23 protein-coding genes are annotated in these 20,568 nt (G+C 65.5%); 10 read left to right on the top strand and 13 right to left on the bottom strand.

Annotation, left to right across the window (positions count from 1 at the left end):
• Window positions 1–2: 2 nt before the first annotated feature.
• Genes lon through G6N27_RS04685 form a run of 6 tightly spaced genes read right to left on the bottom strand, consistent with a single transcriptional unit; the run spans window position 3 to window position 7,501 of the window.
• On the bottom strand, window positions 3–2,318 hold the full coding sequence (lon, locus tag G6N27_RS04660) for an endopeptidase La (protein ID WP_163775291.1): 2,316 nt from the start codon (window positions 2,316–2,318) through the stop codon (window positions 3–5).
• Window positions 2,319–2,346: 28 nt separating this feature from the next.
• Entirely contained in the window at window positions 2,347–3,129 is a 783-nt protein-coding gene (locus G6N27_RS04665; RefSeq protein ID WP_163775292.1) for a TauD/TfdA dioxygenase family protein, read from the bottom strand.
• Entirely contained in the window at window positions 3,126–4,190 is a 1,065-nt protein-coding gene (locus tag G6N27_RS04670; protein ID WP_163775293.1) for a D-alanine--D-alanine ligase family protein, read from the bottom strand. The genes G6N27_RS04665 and G6N27_RS04670 overlap by 4 nt, the downstream gene beginning before the upstream one ends.
• Window positions 4,191–5,543, bottom strand: coding sequence for an ATP-grasp domain-containing protein (locus G6N27_RS04675; protein ID WP_232064860.1), 1,353 nt, complete (start codon window positions 5,541–5,543; stop codon window positions 4,191–4,193).
• Between the two features lie 28 nt (window positions 5,544–5,571).
• Window positions 5,572–6,798: a sedoheptulose 7-phosphate cyclase gene (locus G6N27_RS04680; protein ID WP_163775294.1), complete on the bottom strand. Its 1,227-nt coding sequence runs from the start codon at window positions 6,796–6,798 to the stop codon at window positions 5,572–5,574.
• Window positions 6,799–6,838: 40 nt separating this feature from the next.
• The gene (locus tag G6N27_RS04685; protein WP_163775295.1) at window positions 6,839–7,501 is read right to left on the bottom strand and encodes an HAD-IA family hydrolase; all 663 of its coding nucleotides are present in this window, start codon (window positions 7,499–7,501) and stop codon (window positions 6,839–6,841) included.
• A gap of 198 nt (window positions 7,502–7,699) precedes the next feature.
• On the opposite strand from G6N27_RS04685, the gene G6N27_RS04690 reads away from it, so the two are divergent.
• Together G6N27_RS04690 and G6N27_RS04695 are read left to right on the top strand one after the other, a co-directional pair.
• Window positions 7,700–8,293, top strand: coding sequence for a TetR/AcrR family transcriptional regulator (locus G6N27_RS04690; protein WP_163775296.1), 594 nt, complete (start codon window positions 7,700–7,702; stop codon window positions 8,291–8,293).
• A 30-nt stretch (window positions 8,294–8,323) separates the two neighbouring features.
• Window positions 8,324–8,791: a hypothetical protein gene (locus G6N27_RS04695; protein ID WP_163775297.1), complete on the top strand. Its 468-nt coding sequence runs from the start codon at window positions 8,324–8,326 to the stop codon at window positions 8,789–8,791.
• A gap of 2 nt (window positions 8,792–8,793) precedes the next feature.
• On the opposite strand, the gene G6N27_RS04700 is transcribed toward G6N27_RS04695, so the two are convergent.
• Window positions 8,794–10,050, bottom strand: coding sequence for an alpha-hydroxy acid oxidase (locus tag G6N27_RS04700; RefSeq protein WP_163775298.1), 1,257 nt, complete (start codon window positions 10,048–10,050; stop codon window positions 8,794–8,796).
• On the opposite strand from G6N27_RS04700, the gene G6N27_RS04705 reads away from it, so the two are divergent.
• Window positions 10,051–10,482 carry a DUF1810 domain-containing protein gene (locus tag G6N27_RS04705; protein WP_163775299.1) on the top strand — a complete coding sequence of 144 codons (432 nt, stop codon included), beginning with the start codon at window positions 10,051–10,053 and terminating at the stop codon, window positions 10,480–10,482.
• On the opposite strand, the gene G6N27_RS04710 is transcribed toward G6N27_RS04705, so the two are convergent.
• The 4 genes from G6N27_RS04710 to G6N27_RS04725 are packed head-to-tail and all read right to left on the bottom strand — an operon-like array spanning window position 10,467 to window position 13,374.
• Window positions 10,467–11,750 (bottom strand): alpha-amylase family protein, encoded by a 1,284-nt coding sequence (locus tag G6N27_RS04710; RefSeq protein WP_163775300.1) that lies wholly within the window; start codon window positions 11,748–11,750, stop codon window positions 10,467–10,469. The two genes, G6N27_RS04705 and G6N27_RS04710, sit on opposite strands and share 16 nt — an antisense overlap.
• Window positions 11,747–12,226 (bottom strand): nucleoside deaminase, encoded by a 480-nt coding sequence (locus G6N27_RS04715; RefSeq protein WP_163775301.1) that lies wholly within the window; start codon window positions 12,224–12,226, stop codon window positions 11,747–11,749. The genes G6N27_RS04710 and G6N27_RS04715 overlap by 4 nt, the downstream gene beginning before the upstream one ends.
• Before the next feature lie 21 nt (window positions 12,227–12,247).
• On the bottom strand, window positions 12,248–12,784 hold the full coding sequence (locus G6N27_RS04720) for an alkyl hydroperoxide reductase (RefSeq protein ID WP_163775302.1): 537 nt from the start codon (window positions 12,782–12,784) through the stop codon (window positions 12,248–12,250).
• 2 nt (window positions 12,785–12,786) lie between these two features.
• Window positions 12,787–13,374 (bottom strand): peroxiredoxin, encoded by a 588-nt coding sequence (locus G6N27_RS04725; RefSeq protein ID WP_163775303.1) that lies wholly within the window; start codon window positions 13,372–13,374, stop codon window positions 12,787–12,789.
• Between the two features lie 107 nt (window positions 13,375–13,481).
• Here G6N27_RS04725 and G6N27_RS04730 point away from each other — a divergent pair, with 107 nt between their 5' ends.
• The 4 genes from G6N27_RS04730 to G6N27_RS04745 are packed head-to-tail and all read left to right on the top strand — an operon-like array spanning window position 13,482 to window position 16,557.
• Window positions 13,482–14,417 carry a hydrogen peroxide-inducible genes activator gene (locus G6N27_RS04730; RefSeq protein ID WP_163775304.1) on the top strand — a complete coding sequence of 312 codons (936 nt, stop codon included), beginning with the start codon at window positions 13,482–13,484 and terminating at the stop codon, window positions 14,415–14,417.
• A gap of 34 nt (window positions 14,418–14,451) precedes the next feature.
• A complete protein-coding gene (locus tag G6N27_RS04735; RefSeq protein ID WP_163775305.1) occupies window positions 14,452–15,078 on the top strand; it encodes a PaaI family thioesterase in 627 nt (208 codons plus the stop codon).
• An 11-nt stretch (window positions 15,079–15,089) separates the two neighbouring features.
• Entirely contained in the window at window positions 15,090–15,788 is a 699-nt protein-coding gene (locus G6N27_RS04740; RefSeq protein WP_163775306.1) for an EthD domain-containing protein, read from the top strand.
• Between the two features lie 10 nt (window positions 15,789–15,798).
• Window positions 15,799–16,557, top strand: coding sequence for an enoyl-CoA hydratase/isomerase family protein (locus G6N27_RS04745; protein ID WP_163775307.1), 759 nt, complete (start codon window positions 15,799–15,801; stop codon window positions 16,555–16,557).
• A 3-nt stretch (window positions 16,558–16,560) separates the two neighbouring features.
• Here the strand turns inward: G6N27_RS04745 and G6N27_RS04750 are convergent, their stop codons facing one another.
• Complete coding sequence (locus tag G6N27_RS04750; RefSeq protein ID WP_163775308.1) at window positions 16,561–16,743, bottom strand: (2Fe-2S)-binding protein; 183 nt, start codon at window positions 16,741–16,743, stop codon at window positions 16,561–16,563.
• Between the two features lie 271 nt (window positions 16,744–17,014).
• Here G6N27_RS04750 and bfr point away from each other — a divergent pair, with 271 nt between their 5' ends.
• Complete coding sequence (bfr, locus tag G6N27_RS04755; protein ID WP_163775309.1) at window positions 17,015–17,512, top strand: bacterioferritin; 498 nt, start codon at window positions 17,015–17,017, stop codon at window positions 17,510–17,512.
• A gap of 61 nt (window positions 17,513–17,573) precedes the next feature.
• Here bfr and G6N27_RS04760 read toward each other — a convergent pair whose 3' ends face one another.
• Window positions 17,574–18,137: a hypothetical protein gene (locus G6N27_RS04760; RefSeq protein WP_163775310.1), complete on the bottom strand. Its 564-nt coding sequence runs from the start codon at window positions 18,135–18,137 to the stop codon at window positions 17,574–17,576.
• 559 nt (window positions 18,138–18,696) lie between these two features.
• On the opposite strand from G6N27_RS04760, the gene G6N27_RS04765 reads away from it, so the two are divergent.
• Together G6N27_RS04765 and G6N27_RS04770 are read left to right on the top strand one after the other, a co-directional pair.
• Window positions 18,697–19,191, top strand: a complete 495-nt coding sequence (locus G6N27_RS04765) for a carboxymuconolactone decarboxylase family protein (RefSeq protein ID WP_163775311.1) — start codon at window positions 18,697–18,699, stop codon at window positions 19,189–19,191.
• Between the two features lie 22 nt (window positions 19,192–19,213).
• Window positions 19,214–20,566, top strand: a complete 1,353-nt coding sequence (locus G6N27_RS04770) for a type I glutamate--ammonia ligase (protein ID WP_163775312.1) — start codon at window positions 19,214–19,216, stop codon at window positions 20,564–20,566.
• The last annotated feature ends 2 nt before the right edge of the window (window positions 20,567–20,568 follow it).

Raw genomic sequence — 20,568 nt, forward strand, 5'->3', positions numbered from 1 at the left:
GATTACGCCGCGGCGGTGACGGCCTCCTGCGCCGGTTCCAGCGCCTGGGCCACGATCTCGGCGACGTCGGTCATCGGTTTGACGTCCAACGCCTCGATCACCTCGGCGGGCACATCGTCGAGATCCGGCTCGTTGCGCTGCGGGATGAACACCGTCGACAGCCCGGCCCGCTGGGCAGCCAGCAGCTTCTGCTTGACCCCGCCGATCGGCAGCACCCGACCGTTCAGCGTCACCTCGCCGGTCATCCCGACGTCGGCGCGGACCTGTCGTCCGGTCGCCATCGACACCAGCGCGGTCACCATCGTCACACCGGCCGACGGGCCGTCCTTCGGGACGGCGCCGGCGGGCACGTGCACATGAATCCGCCGGTTCAGCGTCTCGGGGTCGACGCCTAATTCCGCTGCGTGCGAGCGCACATACGACAGCGCGATCTGCGCCGACTCCTTCATGACGTCGCCGAGCTGGCCGGTCAGCTGCAGACCCGGTTCACCCTCGTTGGCGCCGGCCTCGATGTAGAGCACGTCGCCGCCGAGCCCCGTCACGGCCAGGCCGGTCGCCACGCCCGGCACCGCCGTGCGTTCGGCGGACTCCGGGGTGAAACGCGGGCGGCCCAGGTAATCCACCAGGTCCGGCTCGTCGATCGTCACCGGTTCGTCGGCGATCTTCGTGGTGACCTTGCGCAGCGCCTTGGCCAGCAGCCGTTCGAACTGCCGCATGCCCGGCTCGCGGGTGTAGTCGGCCGCGATCTTGCGCAGCGCGGCGTCGGTGACGGCGACCTCGTCGTCGGTCAGCCCGGCCCGGTCACGTTGCCGCGGTAGCAGGAAGTCGCGCGCGATGGCCACCTTGTCGTCCTCGGTGTAGCCGTCGATCTGCACCAGTTCCATCCGGTCCAGCAGCGCCGACGGGATGTTCTCGATGACGTTGGCCGTCGCCAGGAACACCACATCGGACAGGTCCAGATCCAGATCCAAGTAGTGATCTCTGAAGGTGTGGTTCTGCGCGGGGTCCAGCACCTCCAGCAAGGCGGCGCTGGGGTCGCCGCGGAAGTCCGAGCCGACCTTGTCGATTTCGTCAAGCAGCACAACGGGATTCATCGATCCCGCTTCGCCGATGGCGCGGACGATCCGGCCGGGCAGCGCGCCGACGTACGTACGCCGGTGCCCGCGGATCTCGGCCTCGTCGCGCACACCGCCGAGGGCGACGCGGACGAACTTGCGACCCAGCGCGCGGGCGACACTCTCACCCAGCGATGTCTTGCCGACCCCGGGAGGGCCGGCCAACACCATCACGGCGCCGGAACCACGCCCACCGACAACCTGCAGACCGCGCTGAGCACGCCGCGCACGCACGGCCAGGTATTCGACGATGCGGTCCTTGACGTCGTCGAGGCCGTGGTGATCGGCGTCCAGGATCTCGCGGGCCGCCTTCAGGTCGGTCGAGTCCTCGGTGCGGGCGTTCCACGGCAGGTCGAGCACGGTGTCCAGCCAGGTGCGGATCCAGCCGCCCTCGGGGCTCTGGTCGCTGGAGCGTTCCAGCTTGCCGACCTCGCGCAGCGCGGCCTCGCGAACCTTGTCCGGCAGGTCGGCCGCCTCGACGCGGGCCCGGTAGTCATCAGATCCCTCAGGCTCACCTTCGCCGAGCTCCTTGCGGATGGCCGCCAACTGCTGGCGCAGCAGGAATTCCTTCTGCTGCTTCTCCATGCCGTCGCGGACGTCTTCGGCGATCTTGTCGTTGACCTCGACTTCGGCCAAGTGGTCGCCGGTCCAGTCGATCAGCGTCCGCAACCGTTCGGCGACATTCTCGGTTTCCAGCAGCTGACGCTTCTGCACGCCGGTCAGATACGAGGCGTAGCCCGCCATGTCCGCCAGCGCCGACGGGTCGGTCAACCGGTTGACAACGTCGACCAGCTCCCACGCCTCCCGGCGTTGCAGCATCGCCAGCAGGAGCTTCTTGTATTCAGCTGCCAGCGAACGGGTTTCGTCGTCGGGTTCGGGGTCGGTGACCTCGGTCACCTCGACCCACAGTGCGGCGCCCGGGCCGCTCGCCCCAGTGCCGATATGGGCGCGCCGCTCGCCCCGGACCACCGCGGCGGTGCCGCCGCCCGCGATACGCCCGACCTGCACGATCGTTGCGAGCACGCCGTATGACGGGTAGCGGTCGTCGAGCCGGGGCGCGATCAGCAACGTGCCCGACTCGGTGGCCCGGGCAGCGTCGACGGCAGCGCGGGCGGCGTCGTCCAGCGCGATGGGCACCACCATTCCCGGCAGCACGATCGGGTCGCTGACGAACAACACCGGCACTGACTTGGTTTCAGCCATCAATCCTCCAAAGTTAAGCCTGCTGCGCTCAACCTGGACCGGATCCAATTTGTTCCCGGTCGACGTCGGCGATCATGCCGCGGTGCATAACCCGGTCGCCGCGAACGCCGGCGTGGTCGGCGCAGTGCATGACGCACCGGTTGTCCCAGATCACGACATCGCCAGGCGACCACGTGTGCCGGTAGACGTTGTCGGGGCGGGTGCAGTGCGCGAACAGAAAGCCCACCGTATTGGCGGCCTGTTCTGCCGACATACCGCTGACCCGTGCGCAGCGCTGCGGTGTGGAGAGGTAGAGGTAGGTGCGCCCGGACAGCGGGTGAACGTCGATGATCGGATGGGTGGCCGACGTCTCCTCATCCGGCCCGAGCTCCAGACCGGTCACCACGTGCGTGATGGTCCGTCCGAGCAATTCCTGTCGCACATCGACGGGCAAGGTGTCGTAGGCCGCATATTGATTGGTGAACAATGTCTGTCCGCCGCGCTCGGGCACGGCGACCGCCCGCAGGGCGGTGAAGGCCGGAGGTTTCGCGACGTAGCTCGTGTCGGTGTGGAAGCTCGATCGCGGCGGCTTCGACCTCCCGACATTGCTGACGACGTTGAGTTCGTCATGCCCGGGCACCGGAGTTTCCCCGACGGTGAACATGGTTGGCCCGAAACTGCGCAGAAAACGCAGGAAGCCCGCATCGTCGGCGTGCTGACCGGGCAGAACGAGCACACCGTATTCGGCGAGCAGGAACCGCACCTGCGCGACGGACGCCGCGTCGAGGGTATCGACCCGAACACCGGTGAGCCGGGCACCGATTGGGGTCATCGCGGTGACGTTAAACATGGCGCCCCTTCGTGTTTCAATTCGGCCAGCCCGATCTCGAACAGATCGCGCACGCCGATGCCGGCGGCAGCCGCCATCACGGCAATGACGCTGCCGGGGGAGTACGAGCAATAGAGTCCGGCCTCCAGAAACCAGGGACGGCCGTCGGGGTCGATGCGGAAGTCGAACAGGCTGTAATGCCGGCATCCCAGCGCGACGTGGCAGCGTCGTGCCGCGTCCCAGACTTGCTGGGTCAGCGGATCGTCGTCGTCGACGATCCAGGCCTTGGCGGGATCTTTCGCGACGAGATACAGCTCGCCGTTCTCGGTGCGGGCGAGTTTGTCCTCGGGCGTCCGAATCGGCTTGGTATGGGGGTCCACCGCATATTCTTCGAGCGGCAGGCAGACCAGTTCGCCGTCACGAACGATGATGCCGCAGCGCACTTCTCGGCCCAGCTCGACATACGCCTCGACCAGCGCGGCGCCGCTGTGTTCCAGTGCCGACGAGGCAGCGGCGGCGTAATCGTCGGGGCCACGCGCAAGGGACACCGCGACGGAGTTGTCGGCGTCGACCGGCTTGACCACCACGGGATACGGCAGCGCGGGCCGCTCACCGGGGCCGAGGATCTCTGCGGCGGGCACCGCGACCCCGGCGGCCGCGACGGTGCACCGCGTCTTGACTTTGTTGACGCCGACGGCCATCACGTCGGCCGGGTTGCCGAGGTAGGGGATACCGAGTTCGTCGAATAACGCCCGGTAGGTCGTCATGCCCGGGATGCAGAACATCTGCGGGACCATCGCGTCCACCTCAAGCGCCTGGATCCACTCGACGGCATCCTCGCGCGTCAGGGCCGGGGCTTGTTCGATCGCGCGGAGGCTCAGATCCCTTGGGAACCGCCATGATCCGTCCGGTGCGATGTAGGCCACCTGTGCGACGTAGTCTGTCGACCCTGTTAGCGCGTCCAGGCATGCTCCGGCGTACAGCCGAGACAGGTCGGCATGAAAGTCGTCCACCGCGGAGCCGACCAGGTGCAGGAGCCGTAAAGGCTTGGCAGCAAAGGACATTCAGTCTCCGTCCGGCTCGACCAACTTGCCGATGTTGAAGTCGATCTTGGCCCAGCCCCGGCGGTGGCGAAGGTTGTCGATCAGCAGCGCCGGGATCTGGACGTGGTGCACCATGAAGTACGGCAGGGGATCCCACCACGCGAAGATGGCATCCTGGCCCCGCAGGATGCTGTTCAGCCGTGCGCGCCGGCCGCGCTCGGTCAGCAGGCGCCATATCTCGTGATAGATCCAATACGTCGGGCGGGCGCCGGTGACGGGCGTGACGGTCGGATGCCCGTCGTCGAGATACGCCGATGCGAGCCGGGTGTGATTGTGGAACGTCGTGATGGCGGTGTGGGTGCGGGGATTGCATTCAATGGCATAGACATTGCCATCGTCGCCCTCGATGAAGTCGAAGGAGAACTGCCCGCTGACGCCCAGTGCGGTCACGAACTGCTCGACCCACGCGCGGATCTCCGGCTTGTCGACCGCCGCGTAGTTGAGCAGGGATGCCGACGACTCACAGCAGACGTGCACCTGCAGTCGCCCGTTGACGGCGGTTCCGTGCGTGCAGTACTCACGTCCGGCGATGAACTCCTGCAATATCCACGGATTCTCTTCCGAGATCGACAGCCAATGCGCCAATGCCGCGTTGCGTTGCGGCGTACGCCTGGACAAGCGAGGAAGGTCCAACCGGCCGACGGGGTTGTACGCGATCCGCTTCAAGACATAGCTACGCCCCGCCGGAAAGTCGAAGTCCAGAATCTGGCGGGGATCGGTGATCCGCACCCAGTCGGGTACTCGAAGCCCCAATGCGACTGCCACTTTGGAGAATTCCGCCTTGTCGTCGAGCATGCGCACCACGTCCTCGGTGGCGTGCATGACCTCGCAGATGTCGTCCAGGGCGTAGCGTGCCCGCGCGTCGTGGACGCTGGCGGCCGGGCTGGACACCGGGATGAAGTTGTCCACGGCCTCATAGCGGATCACTTCGTAGAGAGCATCGTCGTAACCGCGCTCAGCCGGGTCGGGAAGGCAGTAGAAGGCGTCCACCGCCCGGGAGAAGCGGTGACCGGTGAACCGGTATTTCGCGGTCTCGGCCAGAATCACCCGATGCCCTGCGCGGTGGAACGATCGCGCAAGGTGCAGCGCCTTGGTCATCTTGCCGCCGGAGATCAGCACGGTGCGCGGGAATGTGCGGGGCCGCGCCGCGGCGGGCGGTTTCACGCGCCACAGCAGCGCGACGGCGACGAGCAGAGCGTCGATCGGCAGGGTGATCAGCAGGCCGGCGAGTGTGGCCAGCGTCCGGATGACGTTGCCACCACGGACGTCAGTGGGCGCACCGACCCGCATATCGGATGCATGTTCCGGCGACATGACGGGTGTATTCCGCAGCGGCACAACATCATGCATGGCAGCTGCCATACGTCGTCGAGGTGAACATGTCGACGCCGTCACCACCGCGGGGATAATCCAGACAGAGTTTCTTGTGCAACACCAGGGCTTCGGCGAGCTCCTCGACGCCGACATCGTTGAGGAAGAGGCAACGGCCGATCGGTGCCGGCACAGCCGCCCGCAGGATGCCGTCGCGGGTCTTCAAGATGGCGGCCGTGGCTGTGCTCAGCAGTTCCGGCGTCAAGTACTGGCTGTCCAGTGCCAGGCCCAGGTCGCTCATCAATCCGAGCACCCGGTCGCGCTCGTCGACCGACAGATGGCCGCGCTGCTCGGCCAGTGTCGTCGACAACGCCATGTCGATGTTGATGGCGTGGCCGTGGAAGAACGGGTCGGGGGGAGTGAGCTCCAGGGTCGGGCTCCAGGTGTGCCCGAACGCGATCACCCGGTCGAGGTTGATCTCATGCAGATTGGGCGCTTCGAGCTCGAGCATGGTGGCGATCGCCTGGTGCGTGAGACGTTCACCCGCAGAACGCAACTCGGGCGTCCCGTCCAGATACCCGAACCTGGTCTGCAGCAGGTCGACGCCGTGGGCCTCCAACAGCTCGAATATCTCGGTGTTGCCGACCACCGAGATCTTGATCAGCTCGGCCATCCCGTTGCGGACCTGATCCTCCGGCAGCGTCTTGAGGAACGAGAAGTCGAGCAGAACCTTCTGCGACGCGTGGTAGGCGCCCAACCGGTTCTTGTGCTTGCCGTGATTGACGGCGACCTTGATGGACACGCTGGCGTCGATGAGACCGATCAACGTCGTCGGAATCCGGATGTAGGGGGTGTTGCGGCGATAACTCGCACAGGCAAACCCCGCGACATCGGTGATCAACCCGCCACCCACGACGAGAACCGGCTCGGTGCGAACCAGTCCGAAGTCGTTGAACCGCGTGACGATCTTCTCGAACGTCTCGAGTGACTTCGCGGTCTCCCGGATCTGCACCGGCATGACAGTCAGGTCGATGCCGTGCCGTTCGAAGTAGCCGTGAATCTGGTTGCCGTACAGGTCGTAGACGGTTTCGTCCACGACCATCAGCGCCCGACCGTACGGCCGGTAGGTCTCCGCCAGTTCAAGGCTGTCCGGCCCGAAGACGCCGTCGACGTAGACCAGGTCGTACTCGATCTTCTCGTAGCCTTCGACGTGAAAAGCTCTGGGACTGCTGGTGACTCGCGCTTGCAAATCGCTCATTAAGGATGTCCTTGGGGAAAGAGGATGGGGGATAGGGCGCTTAGGCGACGAGGCCGACGAGTTGCTCTGGGTCGAGGGCGTCGACGGTGTCGGCGGCCGCCGCGAAGTCGCCGTCCGCAGTGTTCTCGTTGGGGAAGGCAACGCATTTCACGCCGGCGGCCGACGCGGCGGCGATCCCGCCGACGTTGTCTTCGATCGCCACGGCGGAATCGGCATCCTCGTCGAGTTGCTCCAGCGCGAACAGATACGCCGCGGCGTCCGGCTTGGGGCTTGCCACCGAATCGCGATCGACGATCACGTCGAACGTGTCGGCGTCGATGTCGGGGCTCAACGACTCCAGCAGTGCCGAGATGTTCTCCGGCGAGGTGGTCGTGACGAAGCCGAGTTTGACGTCGCGGCGCTTCGCCTCGTTGACCGTCGCGACGACCCCCGGCCGCGCCTTGAGTCCTGCCGTGACGAGCAATTCCTGGAAGATCTGCGACTTCGTGGTGTGCACGGCGTCGGCGTCGACGTCCTCGCCGCGCGCCTCGGCGTAGTCGGCGATGCGTTGCGCACCACCGTTCGACTCGAGCATCGACACGTAGTCAGGCTGCGACCATTGCCAGTCAAGGCCATGGGCCTCGAACGACTCGTTGAACGCACGGCGCTGCAGTTCTGAGGTGTCGACGAGCGTGCTGATCGAGCCAAAAAGGATGGCAGACATGGAGTTCCTTCTTGTGAAATGGGCAATCCGGCCGGGCCGGCTATCTGACCAACCCGTACGGTAACCACTTCCCGGTACACTACTGGTCTAAACGTACATTAGTGACGGAATCTTCCATTACAGAATCAGGCCTTCATCGGCTAGCTTTTCTGGGGCGGTTCAACTCAGGAAAGGCCGGCGCAAAGGTGGAGTGCTCAGATGGCACCCGGACCGGGCGATAAGACGCCGGGTCCCGGCGAGGACGCGCGGGTGGCTCGCACCCGCGCGGATGTCTCGCGCGCGGCCCTCGGGGTGCTGACAGACGAAGGTTCCGACGCCGTGACCCATGCGCGGGTGGCCGAACTTGCCGGCTACTCGAAAACAACTCTGTACACGCACTGGCCGTCGCGGGTGGACTTGATCGTGCTCGCGGTGGATGCGCTGGGCGAACTCCCGCACCACGAACGCACCGGAAATCTACGCGACGACATCATCGGCGAACTCGAAGCCTTCCGCGGAGGCATCACCGAGATGCGTCTGGACCTCATCCTGACCGGGATGGCGCAGTGGGCTTCGGTCGAGGAGATGCGGGTTATCCGCGACAAAATCAACAACTCCGGCCAGGGACAGATGCGCGCGATGCTCGGGGAGATCCTCGACGGAGCCGAACTCGAGGCCGCCCTGTCGATGCTGACCGGCGTGGTGGCCTGTCCGTCGATCATGTTCGGGACCCTGCCGGACGACGACGTGATCGCGGCCGCGGTCGACATCGTGCTGCGCAGCGCGCAACGCCGGAAGGCATTCAAGCGCTGACAGCCTGGACTTGGTCGGTATTGTTGGCGCATGCCCTTGGGCCTGATCAGCGCACTGCAGCGGTGGCAATATCGCGGCGGTCGCCCGCGCTGGTCGGCGCGGATCGCGAACCGTTTGGGCGCCAAGGCCTTCGCGCGGGGGTTCGGCCCCGGTGGGGCGGCCACACTCGAGGTGCGCGGCCACAAATCGGGACGCATCATTTCGTTCCCGGTGGTGGTCGCCGATTATCAGGGCCAGCGCTACCTGGTCGCCATGCTCGGCCATCGGAGCAACTGGGTGCGCAATCTGCGCGGTGGTGACGGTCGCGCGGTGCTGAAGCGTGGGCAGCCCGAAGAAGTGTCACTTGTCGAGGACACCTCGACCGATCGCCCCGCGATTCTGCGGCGATACCTCGAACTGGCACCGGGCGCGCGTCCGTTCTTCACGGTGGACAAAGGCGCGCCGCTCTCGGATTTCGAAGGCATCGTCGACGAGTATCCGGTGTTCCGGATCGCCTGAGTTCAGGTCGGTCGCACCGGTGCAAGCCGGTGCAACTGTGTCACGTGCCGGTCCGACAGTTCTTCCAGGCAACTGACGCCGAGCAGTTTCATCGTGCGGATCAGCTGCCCGGACAGGATGTCGAGCGCGCGACGAACGCCGGCCTCACCGCCGGCCATCAGCCCGTACAGATATGCCCGACCGATCAACGCGCAGCGCGCACCGAGCGCGACGGCGGCCACGATGTCGGCACCGGACATGATGCCGGTGTCGACCAATATCTCGGTGTGCGCGCCGAGCTCGCGCGCCACCGCGGGCAGCAAATGAAACGGCACCGGGGCCCGATCGAGTTGCCGGCCGCCGTGATTGGACAACACGATGCCGTCGACGCCGACATCGACAGCCGCCCGCGCGTCGTCGAGGGTCTGGATGCCTTTGACGACGAGTTTGCCCGGCCACTGCGCTTTGATCCATGCCAGGTCGTCGAAGGTCAGGCTCGGGTCGAACATCTGGTCCAGATACTCGCCGACCGTTCCCGACCAGCGATCCAGCGACGCGAAGGACAGCGGTTCGGTGGTCAGCAGGTCGAACCACCAGCGCGGCCGCACCGCGGCATCGAGCGTGGTCCGCAGCGTCAACGACGGCGGGATCGACATCCCGTTGCGCACGTCACGCAGTCGCGCACCGGCAACCGGGACGTCGACGGTAGCCAGCAACGTGTCGAAGCCGGCTTCGGCGGCGCGGCGCACCAACGCCATCGACCGGTCCCGGTCACGCCACATGTACAGCTGAAACCACTTGCGGCCCTGAGGCGCAGCGGCGACCACGTCTTCTATCGACGCGGTGCCCAGCGTCGACAGCGAGAACGGGATGCCGGCGCGCTCGGCAGCGCGGGCGCCGGCCACTTCGCCTTCGGTGTGCATCAGCCTGGTGAATCCGGTCGGCGCGATCGCGAACGGCAGCGCGACGGGCCCGCCCAGTACTTGCCATCCAGTCCGGACCGTGCTGACGTCGCGCAAAATCGTCGGATGAAACTCGATGTCGCGGAAGGCTTGTCGTGCCCGACCGAGAGAGATCTCGTCCTCGGCGGCGCCGTCGGTGTAGTCGAAGGCCGCGCGCGGCGTCCGCCGCTTGGCGATGCGGCGCAGATCATGGATGGTCTGGGCGTCGTCGAGCCGACGCTGCACGCGGTCGAACCGAGGTGTGCGGAATCGGATCAGCGGCGCAAAGTCGCGCACCTTCGGTATCCGCCGTTCGACCACTGTGTCAACGTAGGTCATATGCAATCCGCAAGCGACCCCTTCGATCTGCAGCGTTTCGTCGACGCGCAGGCACGGGTGTACACGCAAGTCGTCGACGAATTGCGGGCCGGCCACAAGCGCAGTCACTGGATTTGGTTTGTCTTCCCGCAGATCGCCGGCCTGGGCAGCAGCCCTACGGCGGCTCGCTACGCGATCTCCTCACTCGACGAGGCACGGGCCTATCTTCGCCACGACCTGCTCGGACCGCGGCTGCGCGAATGCACCCGGCTGGTCAACGCGGTCCAGGACCGCTCGATCGGGCAGATCTTCGGGTCGCCCGACGACATGAAGGTGCGGTCGTCGATGACGTTGTTCGGCCGCGCGACTGACGACAACAGCGAGTTCGTCGAGCTGCTGGCGCGCTATTACGATGGCGAGGAGGATCCGCTGACGCTTCAGCGGTTGTCGTGAACCGGCCGCAGAACCCGCCAGCCGTGCGGCTCGACGGACACCGAGTCGACGGACTCCGGCGGCGGTGCCCCGCTTCCGGCGATCACCTCCGCCGAGCCGGAGTCCAGCCGCACTTCCATGTTCTTGTCGTCGATGTTGAGCGCGACGACCAGAGACTGGTCACCGTGGCTGGTCCGGTACAGGTATTGCCGGTTCTCCAGCCGCAGTGCGGAGGTCGAGGCGCGGTGCAGCCACGGGTGGCGGCGTCGCATCCCGATCAGGTACTGATGAAGAGACCATATTTCGAGCCCGCGAGAATCGAGTTGTGCTGGGGGAGTGCCGAATTCTGGACGCACCGCATCGTCGCCGCCGAATCGCTCTTCTTTGATCCCCTGGTATCCGAACTCGTCGCCCGCGTAGATACTGGGGACCCCGCCCACCGTCATCAGGATCACCAATGCGTGCGCGAGATGCTCGGGGCGCTGAAGCCGGCTCGCGATCCGAGTCACGTCGTGGTTGCCGATGAACGTCAGCGGCGCAAAGCTTGTCACAAAGTCGCTGTGCCGCTGCAGCGCATGATCCAGCTCGAAGAAGTTTCCGTCGTTCAGCCCGCTCCAGATCGCCTTCCACAGCTCGTACTGGGTGACCGAGTCGAATCCGGCTTCGCGAACGGCGGAAGCGTAGTCACCGTGAATCAGCTCGCCGACGAACCACGCCTCGGGGTGACGCCGGCGGACCCTTGGCAGCACCGTCGCCCAAAAACTCTGCGGCACAGCGTATGCAGCGTCCAGCCGCCACCCGTCGGCTCCGCGCCGAAGCCAGTGCGCCATCACGTCGGCGACGTAATCGACGACGTCGGGATTGTCGTGGTTCAACGTCAGCAGGTCGCCATGGCCTTCGAAGGTGTGAAATCTGCCTGGGCGCCCGCGCAACCAGCGCGCGTCGGCGTCGAACTCGAAGCCGACGTGGTTAAACACCCCGTCGAGCAGTACCCGTAGGCCCCGCCGCCGCGCCTCGGTGATCAGATGGTCGAAATCATCGTCGTCACCGAGCCGCGGATCAATGCGGTAGTGGTCGGTGGTGTCGTAACCGTGTGTGCGCGAAGCGAAGATCGGTCCCAGCGCGATCCCCGATGCACCGAGCTCGATGGCGTGGTCGAACCAGCCGGCTATCCGACGCAGTCGGTGCTCACCGGGTTCCGGCGGGGTATCAGCAGGGAAAGCACCGACGAAGCCCAGCGGATAGACATGCCACCAGATCACATGCTCAACCCAGGCGGGCGCGGTCAACGGCGGTACCTGGCCTCGTACAGGGTTCTCATCTCGTCCTCGAGTTCGGGCGCCGGTCCGTCGGCCACCACCCGGGGCACGACCGTGCCGATCGGCAGCATCGCCACCGGCGGTGCTGGTGCGTCCCACTCAGCCAGCCAGCCGGTCAACTGAGCGCACGACGTTGCATACACGATGCGCCCCAGCCCGGCCCAGGCGTGCGCTGCGGCGCACATCGGGCATTGCTCACACGATGTGTACACGGTCGCCCGAATGCGTTGCACCGGAGCCAGATTCGCGACCGCCCAGCGGGTGACACCCAGCTCCGCGTGCAGGGTCAGGTCGTTGTCGGTGGTGCGGTTGAAGTCCTCGTAGAGAATCCGGCCGTCCGAGCCGACCAGCATCGCACCGAAGGGCGCGTGACCCTGCTCCAGTGCGATGCGGGCCAACTCGACGCAACGGCGCAGCCGATGCACATCGACTTGGCTGACCACCACAGCCGAAGTCTACGGGCGGTGCTATCCGGTGGCGGCCAGCGTTTGCGCGGTGGTGATCGCCTGGGCGACCCCGGCGACGATGGCCGCGACCTTCAACGACTCCAGGATCGCTTCCCGCTCGACGCCGGCCTCGCGCAGCGTGTGCTCGTGGGCGACCACGCAGTGCGAACACCCGTTGATCGACGACACCGCGAACGACCACAGTTCGAAATTGGCCTTGTCCGCGCCCGGATTCCCGATGATGTTCATCCGCAAGCCAGGACGAAGGTCGTCGTACTTGCCGTCGAGGAAGCCCCGGCCGCGATAGAACACGTTGTTCATGCCCATGATCGACGCGGCGCCCAGCGCCGCCTGGTAGGCCTCCGACGACAAGTTGTCCGCCGCCTCGGCGCCGATCTCGGCCAGCACCTGGGTATTCCGGGTCGCCGCGGCACTGGCCAGCAAGGTGCCCCACAGCTGCTCGGAGTTCAGCACCGTGCTGCGGCTGATCGAGCCGAGGTTGAGCTTAAGGTCCTTGGCGTATTCAGGGAGCGCGTCTTTGAGATTGTCGATGCTCATGATCAGGCCGATGCCTTGAGCAACTCGCCGGCGTCGATCGTCGGGTCGCCCTTCTTCCAGTTGCACGCGCACAGTTCGTCGGACTGCAGGGCGTCGAGCACCCGCAGCACCTCGTCCACGTTGCGCCCCACCGAACCGGCGGTCACCGACACGAACTGGATTTCGTTGTTCGGGTCGACGATGAAGGTCACCCGGTCGGCGACGCCGTCGGCGTTCAGTGCCCCGGTGGCCTCGGACAGGTCGCGCTTGAGGTCAGACAGCATCGGGAAGGGCAGCTTCTTCAGGTCTTCGTGCTGCGCCCGCCACTGGAAGTGCACGAACTCGTTGTCGACCGAGACGCCGAGCACCTGGGCGTCGCGGTCGATGAACTCGTCGTTGAGCTTTCCGAACGCGGCGATCTCGGTGGGGCAGACGAAGGTGAAGTCCTTCGGCCAGAAGAACACGACCCGCCACTTGCCCTCGAAGTCGCCACTGGAGATTGTGGTGAAGTAATCCTCGGGCTGCTTGGCGTCAACCTTGGTGAGGTCGCCACCGATCAACGCGGTCAGTCGGTAGGCGGGGAACTGGTCGCCGATGGTCAGCAGTGCCATGAGTCGCTCCTCAGTCAATTTGGATTAAGTCAAGATTTGATCTTGACACCATCTTGCCTGATCGGGACTTTGAACAAAAGGTGATCTTTCCCACTATATTGATAAGTATGACCGATAAGACTTATCAGCCCACGATTGCTGGCCTGCGGGCCTTCGTCGCCGTGGCGGAGAAGCAGCATTTCGGCAGTGCTGCAATGACTCTCGGCGTCAGCCAGTCGACTCTCTCGCAGGCCCTGTCCGCGCTGGAGACCGGTCTGGGTGTGCCGCTGATCGAGCGCTCCACCCGCCGGGTCTTTCTCACCTCGGAAGGCAGGCAGCTGCTGCCGCAGGCCCAAGCGGTGATCGAGGCGGCCACCGCATTCTCGGCGGCGGCCGCGGGTGCGTCCGACCCGCTGCAGGGCAGCATCCGGCTGGGCCTGATTCCGACGGTGGCGCCGTACGTGCTGCCGACTCTGCTCGCCGGCCTGGCCGACCAGTTGCCCGGCCTGAGCTTGCGGCTCATCGAAGACCAGACCGAGCGACTGCTCGGCGGCTTGCGCGATGGGTCCGTCGACGCGGCGCTCATCGCGCTACCGGCCGAGACCAGCGGCATCACCGAAATACCGATCTACGACGAGGATTTCGTACTCGCGCTGCCGCCCGGGCATCCGCTGGCGGGCAAGCGGCGCGTGCAGCCAACCGCGCTCGCGGACCTGCCGCTGCTGCTGCTCGACGAGGGGCACTGCCTGCGCGACCAGGCCCTCGATGTGTGCCGCAAGGCGGGCGTGCACGCCGACCTGGCCAACACCAGGGCGGCATCGCTGGCGACCGCGGTGCAGTGCGTGACGGGCGGGCTGGGCGTCACGTTGATCCCGCAAAGTGCGGTGCCCGTCGAGACCGCCCGCAGCCGGCTGGAGCTGGCCTATTTCGCTACGCCCCGTCCCGGCCGCCGCATCGGGCTGGTCTTCCGATCGTCCAGCGGCCGCGAGGCACCGTATCGGCAGCTCGCCGGGCTCATGGGCGAGCTGTTGTGCGGCGACAAGCAGGTTCGCCCGGCCCGGTAGCGACCGGGATGTGAACGTGTTCTAGTTTCGCCTCATGTTGGACTTCACGCTGGAGAACATCAGCGCCGAGGACGTCGAACGACTGCGTGCCGTCTACGAGCCGCTGGCCCAGTCGGTCCGGGAGCTCATCGACGCCACGGTCCGGACCCAGGTGGAGGCCGCCGACGTCGCGGTGGCCAAAGCCGAAATCGACGCGGCCACCGCCCGTTTACGCCGTAAGCAGCTCGACGGCTCGTTCGGGGTTCGCTACCTGGCCAGCGGCGAGCGGATGGCCTGGGGTAACGCCGTCATCGGTATCCGCAATCCGATCGCGCCGCCGGTGGAGATCCAGCACGACAGCTCGGGCACCTCGTGGTGCGATTTTCATCTCGGCGCCGCGTACGAAGGGCCGCCCGGTCATGTGCACGGCGGAGTCGCCGCCCTGATACTCGACCATCTACTGGGCGAGGCCGCCAGCGACGGCATCAACCCGCGGCTGACCGGGACGATCAGCTTTCGCTACTTGCGCGCCACCCGACTCGGGGACCTGCACGCCGAAGCCGCGACCACCCGCGTCGACGGGGTGAAAACCTTCGCGGCGGGCCACCTCGCCGACGACCATGGCGTGACCGTCGAAGCCGAAGGCGTGTTCATCCAGCCACGCTGGGCCCGCGGCGAGTAGGAGGCAAGGCGATGGAGAAAGTCGTCGCGGTGCTGATGGCCGCCGACCGGGACGACGACTGGTGCCAACGCCAGCGCGGACCGGTCGCCGAGGCGATCCTCGAACTCGGCGTGACCGGCCTGACCGTCAATGTCCGCGACGCGGCGGTCCGCCATTCACTGATGACGCTGACGACGCTCGATCCGCCGGGGGCCGCGGTGGTGAGCATGTGGACCCAACAGTGCTACGGCGACCAGATCGCCGCGGCGCTCGAGGTGCTGACGGCCGAGTGCGATGCGCTCGCCGCGTATCTGGTGACCGAGTCCGTCCCGCTGCTCGCACCGCTCGAATTAGGCAGTCGAACAACAGGTTTGGCGAACATTGCGCTGTTGCGCCGACCCGCCGGGCTTGACCGGGGGACCTGGCTGCAGCGCTGGCAGCACGACCACACCCAAGTGGCGATCGAAACCCAGTCCACCTTCGGCTACACCCAGAACGCCGTGGTGCGCCCGCTGACCCCGCATGCGCCGGAACTGGCAGGCATCGTCGAAGAATTGTTCCCGGTTGAGGCGATCACCGATCTGAAGGCGTTCTTCGGTGCGTCGGACGACACCGACCTACAGCAACGGCTATCTCGAATGGTCGCCAGCACAACCGCTTTCGGCGCCAACGAGAACATCGACACCATCCCGACCAGTCGCTACGTGCTGAAGACGCCTTTCAACAGTTGAGGAGACGCCGGTGATACTCAAGGTCGACGATGAGAATCGGGTCCGTACGCTCACCCTGAACCGGCCCGACGCGCTCAACGCGTTCAATGAGGCGCTCTACGAGGCCACCGCCGCGGCGCTCACATCTGCCGCCGCCGACCCGGACGTCGCGGTCGTGCTGTTGACCGGGGCCGGACGCGCGTTCAGCGCCGGCAATGACCTCAAGGAGATGCAGGCTCGCATCACCGACCCCGAAATGGCCAACCAAGGCTCGCATTTCACCACGATGATCGAGGCGCTGACGCACTTTCCCAAGCCGCTGGTCTGCGCCGTGAACGGTGTCGGCGTCGGGATCGGCGCCACCATCCTGGGTTATGCCGACCTGGTCTTCATGTCCTCGATGGCCCGGCTCAAGTGCCCGTTCACCAGCTTGGGCGTCGCTCCGGAGGCGGCGTCGTCGTATCTGATGCCGCAGTTGATCGGCCGGCAGAACGCTGCATGGCTGTTGATGTCCTCGGAGTGGGTCGACGCCGACGAAGCCCGTTCGATGGGCCTGGCGTGGAAGGTCTGCGAGCCCGATCAGTTGATCGCACAGGCCCGCAGTTACGCCGAAACGCTTGCCTCGCGTCCGATTCCGAGCCTGATCGCGGTCAAGCAATCGATGGTCGAACCCATCCGCTCCGAGATCGCGGCGGCGACCGAGCGGGAAAACGCGCATTTTGCAGAGCTTTTGGGTGGTCAGGCGAACGCGGCAGCGCTCGCGGATTTCACCGCGAAGAAGCAGAGTTGATCGCTACGAGCCGGTCGGCTGCAGTTGTGCGGCGGCCTCGATGATGGCCCGCACGGTGCGCCGGCAACGTCCACAGTCCAGGCCCGCTCCACACTTTGTGGCGACCTCTTTGGACGTCGATGCCCCTTGGGCGACCACCTCGGAAACGGTCTGGCTGGTGACCCCTTCGCACAGGCACACGTACATCAGCGAACCCCCGTTGCCTGGGTTTCTGATGACCGGTCAGCCAGCATGTAGGGAAGTCTAACCTAACTTCCTTCGCGAAGGCTATCCTTACTTAGGTAAGGCTTTGACCAGCACTTTTAGTGAAATTGGTCCGGCCACACCGGGCGAATCAGCGCGCCGACAGCCGTAGACTCGACTACGTTCATGGACGGCGCGTGGTGATGTTCCAGCCCAACTTCACTGTCGACCGCCGCGACTCGAAACAAGTCTCAGGGGACATGGAGGAGCGATCATGCAAGGTGATCCTGATGTTTTGCGCCTGCTCAACGAGCAGCTGACCAGCGAGCTGACTGCGATCAACCAGTACTTCCTGCATTCCAAGATGCAGGAGAACTGGGGATTCACCGAATTGGCCGGCCACACTCGTGCAGAGTCGTTCGACGAAATGCGGCACGCCGAGGCCATCACCGACCGGATCCTGCTGCTCGACGGGCTGCCAAACTACCAGCGGCTCTTCTCATTACGCATCGGTCAGACGCTGCGCGAGCAGTTCGAAGCCGACTTGGCGATCGAGTACGACGTGCTGAACCGTCTGAAGCCGGGCGTCATCATGTGCCGCGAGAAGCAGGACTCGACCAGCGCCAGCCTGCTGGAGGGCATCATCGCCGACGAGGAGAACCACGTCGACTACCTGGAGACGCAGCTTCAGTTGATGGACAAGCTCGGCGAAGAGCTGTACTCCGCTCAGTGCGTCTCGCGTCCACCGACAACGGGTCAGGCCGGCGACTGAGGCGCCGAAGCGCTTTGGCTGGCGGGGCCAAGTCGGCCCTCGCCAGCCAAAGCGACCGAGATCAGAAGAGCGTGGCAGAACCCAACAAGCCGTCGACGACCGAGTCGAACGCGCCGAACGCGCCGGGGTCGAACGCCCCAACCAATTCGCTGACCGGATCAACGCCCGCGGTCGCGGCACTTGCGGCGGTGGATCCCAACGAATTCACCAAGTCTACGACGTACGGTTCGAGGAAGGCATCCACTGCAGGGTCGATGCTGGTGGGCCCGAACAGGTAAAAGTCGAGGTAGTAGCCCACGAGCCCGAACACCCCCGCCGGTGCGCCCGTGGCGGTGAACTGCGCAGGGTCCAATGCGTCGATCAAATAGCTGATCGCATTCGCGACGGGCACAGTCTCGGTCGCTGCGGGGAGAGCCGCTTCGGCGAGGCTGGCGGCGCTCAACGCACTCGGGTCGAGTGCCCCGACCAAGGAGCTGACCGCATCCGCATCGGAGACGTCCGCGCCGGCCACCGGAGCGGTCCCCAGGCTGAACGACGCGGCAATAACGGCGGCACCAGCGGCCGTGCAAAAACTTACCGCCATCTTGCGGCCGTGCGGCGCTGAGATACGAGCGTTCAGACTCACGTGCGAGCCTCCATTCAGGTGTGTGTCGATATGGACGATATGGACGTACATGGGGCGGCGGCCCTGTCGTCGGCGTCTCGCATATGAGCTTTTACGCCCAACACCCGCAACGGTTCGCCGACCGCCCGAGCCTATCTGAGAGAACGCTGATTATGTATGTAAATTCTGCACGAGTCTGAGTGTCTATTAGTGACCACTTAGGCTGCATTCAGGAGAAAAATTGGGGTCGAATGGCAAAACAACAGCGCAGACGCTCACTCGGCTCGTTGCTGAATCTTCCCGGGTTACCTTGCCATGCAGCAGGTTTCGGCCGACGAACCCCCAGAGTCGTTATTGACGACGCGATGAGCAGGGCTCCGTTCGACCCGTCAGCGTGAGGTATTTCATAGATGTCTAGAAATTGAATGGAGCTAGACCTATATCTAAATTTTAGGTTTCAAAAAAGGGCCGACGCCATTTATTCACGACCCGTCCATAACCGCCGATGACGCAGCGGCTCGTCGAGCATGTCGAAGCGTTTGGAGTCCGAGACATGACGGCCGGGCGTACCATCTCGGCCATGAGTCGCATCGGAACATTCGCTGAAGACGACCTGGTCGGCTGGGTCCTGAAATCTCCGGACTTGGGCGGCGCGATCGGGGCATTCGCCAACGCGGTCTACAGCAAGAACCGGTTGCCGATGCGAACCCGGGAACTCGCCCGCACGGTCATCGCGCACAGCAACGAATGCGTCGTCTGCGTCAACACTCGCGACGCCGACGGGCCGGCCGCCGGTGTGGACGAGGCTCTCTACGACCACGCTCAGGAATGGCGGACCTGGCCCGGCTACAGCGACCAAGAACGACTGGCCGCGGAATTCGCCCACCGGTTTGCCACCGAACACACCAAGCTGCGCGAGGACGAAGACTTCTGGAGTCGCTGCAGCGAACACTTTTCCGAAGAACTCCTCGCCGATCTGGCGCTGTCGTGCGCACTGTGGGTAGGCATGGGCCGGGTTCTGCGGACGCTGGACATCGGTCAGTCCTGCAAGCTGACCCTGCCAAGCCGGGTATGAACCGCCGGGCCCGGTAGCCCGCATGACGACGACACCGCTCGCCGCAGCGGCCATCGCCCAACTCGAGGGCGAGGGCGTGAATGCGGTCATCGGCACGGTCGTCAACCCGGCCGGGCTCACCCAGGCCAAGACCGTGCCGATCCGGCGGACCAACGCGTTCGCCGATCCCGGACTCGGCGCCAGCCCGGTGTGGCACGGCTTCGCCGTCGACCAGACCGGCATCGCTTTCACCCAACAGAACAGCGTCGTCGGTGATCAGCGAATCAGGATCGACCTGACCGCGTTGCGTCTTCTCGGCGACGGGCTGGCCTGGGCACCAGGATCGTTCTTCGAACAGGACGGCACGCCCGTCCCAGCCTGCAGCCGCGGCACGCTGGCTCGTGTCGAGGCCGCACTCGCCGAAGCCGGACTCACCGCGTTGGTCGGCCATGAAATCGAGTTCCTGCTCGTCGAACCGAACGGTCACCCGTTGCCGTCGACGCTGTGGGCCCAGTACGGGCTGGCGGGTGTGCTCGAACACGAGGCGTTTGTCCGCGATGTCGTTGCCGCGGCGGCGGTATCGGGCGTCGCGATCGAGCAACTCCACCCCGAGTACGGAGCCAATCAGTTCGAGATTTCCTTGACGCCGCAGTCCCCGGTCGCCGCGGCTGACCAATTGGTTTTGACCCGCGTCATCATCGGCCGCGTGGCCAGGCGTTACGGCGTGCGGGTCAGCCTGTCTCCGGCCCCGTTCGTGGGCAGCGCTGGATGCGGCGCACACCAACACTTTTCGCTGACCAATTCGTCCGGACCGCTGTTCTCCGACGGGGCAGGCAGCCACGGGATGACCAGCAAGGGTGAAAGCGCGATAGCTGGGGTGCTGGGCGGTCTGCCGGCGGCCCAGGGCGTGTTGTGCGGTTCGATCGTGTCCGGGCTGCGGCTGCAACCTGGCAACTGGGCCGGCGCGTATGCCTGCTGGGGTACCGAGAACCGGGAAGCGGCGCTGCGATTCGTGGTCGGTGGGCACGGTAATCCGTACGGCGGCAATGCCGAGGTCAAAGTCGTTGACCCGTCCGCCAATCCGTACCTCGCAACGGCGGCGATCCTGGGCCTGGCGCTGGACGGCATCAGCCGAAGCGCGGTGCTTCCGGCGGAGACCAAGGTCGACCCGGCAGCGTTGACCGACGCGGAGCGCAATCGTGCCGGTATCGTGCGGCTGCCCAACGCGCAGGCGAAAGTGATTGCCGCACTGGATACTTCCAAACTGTTGCGGTCGATCCTCGGCGACCCCGCCGTCGACGCCGTCGTCACCGTCCGGCGTTTCGAGCACGAGCATTACGCCCACCTCAACCGCGAGCAGTTGGCCGACAAGTTCCGGATGGCCTGGAGCGTGTAAGG

It is taken from the genome of Mycobacterium cookii (assembly GCF_010727945.1).
GTDB classification, from domain to species: domain Bacteria; phylum Actinomycetota; class Actinomycetes; order Mycobacteriales; family Mycobacteriaceae; genus Mycobacterium; species Mycobacterium cookii.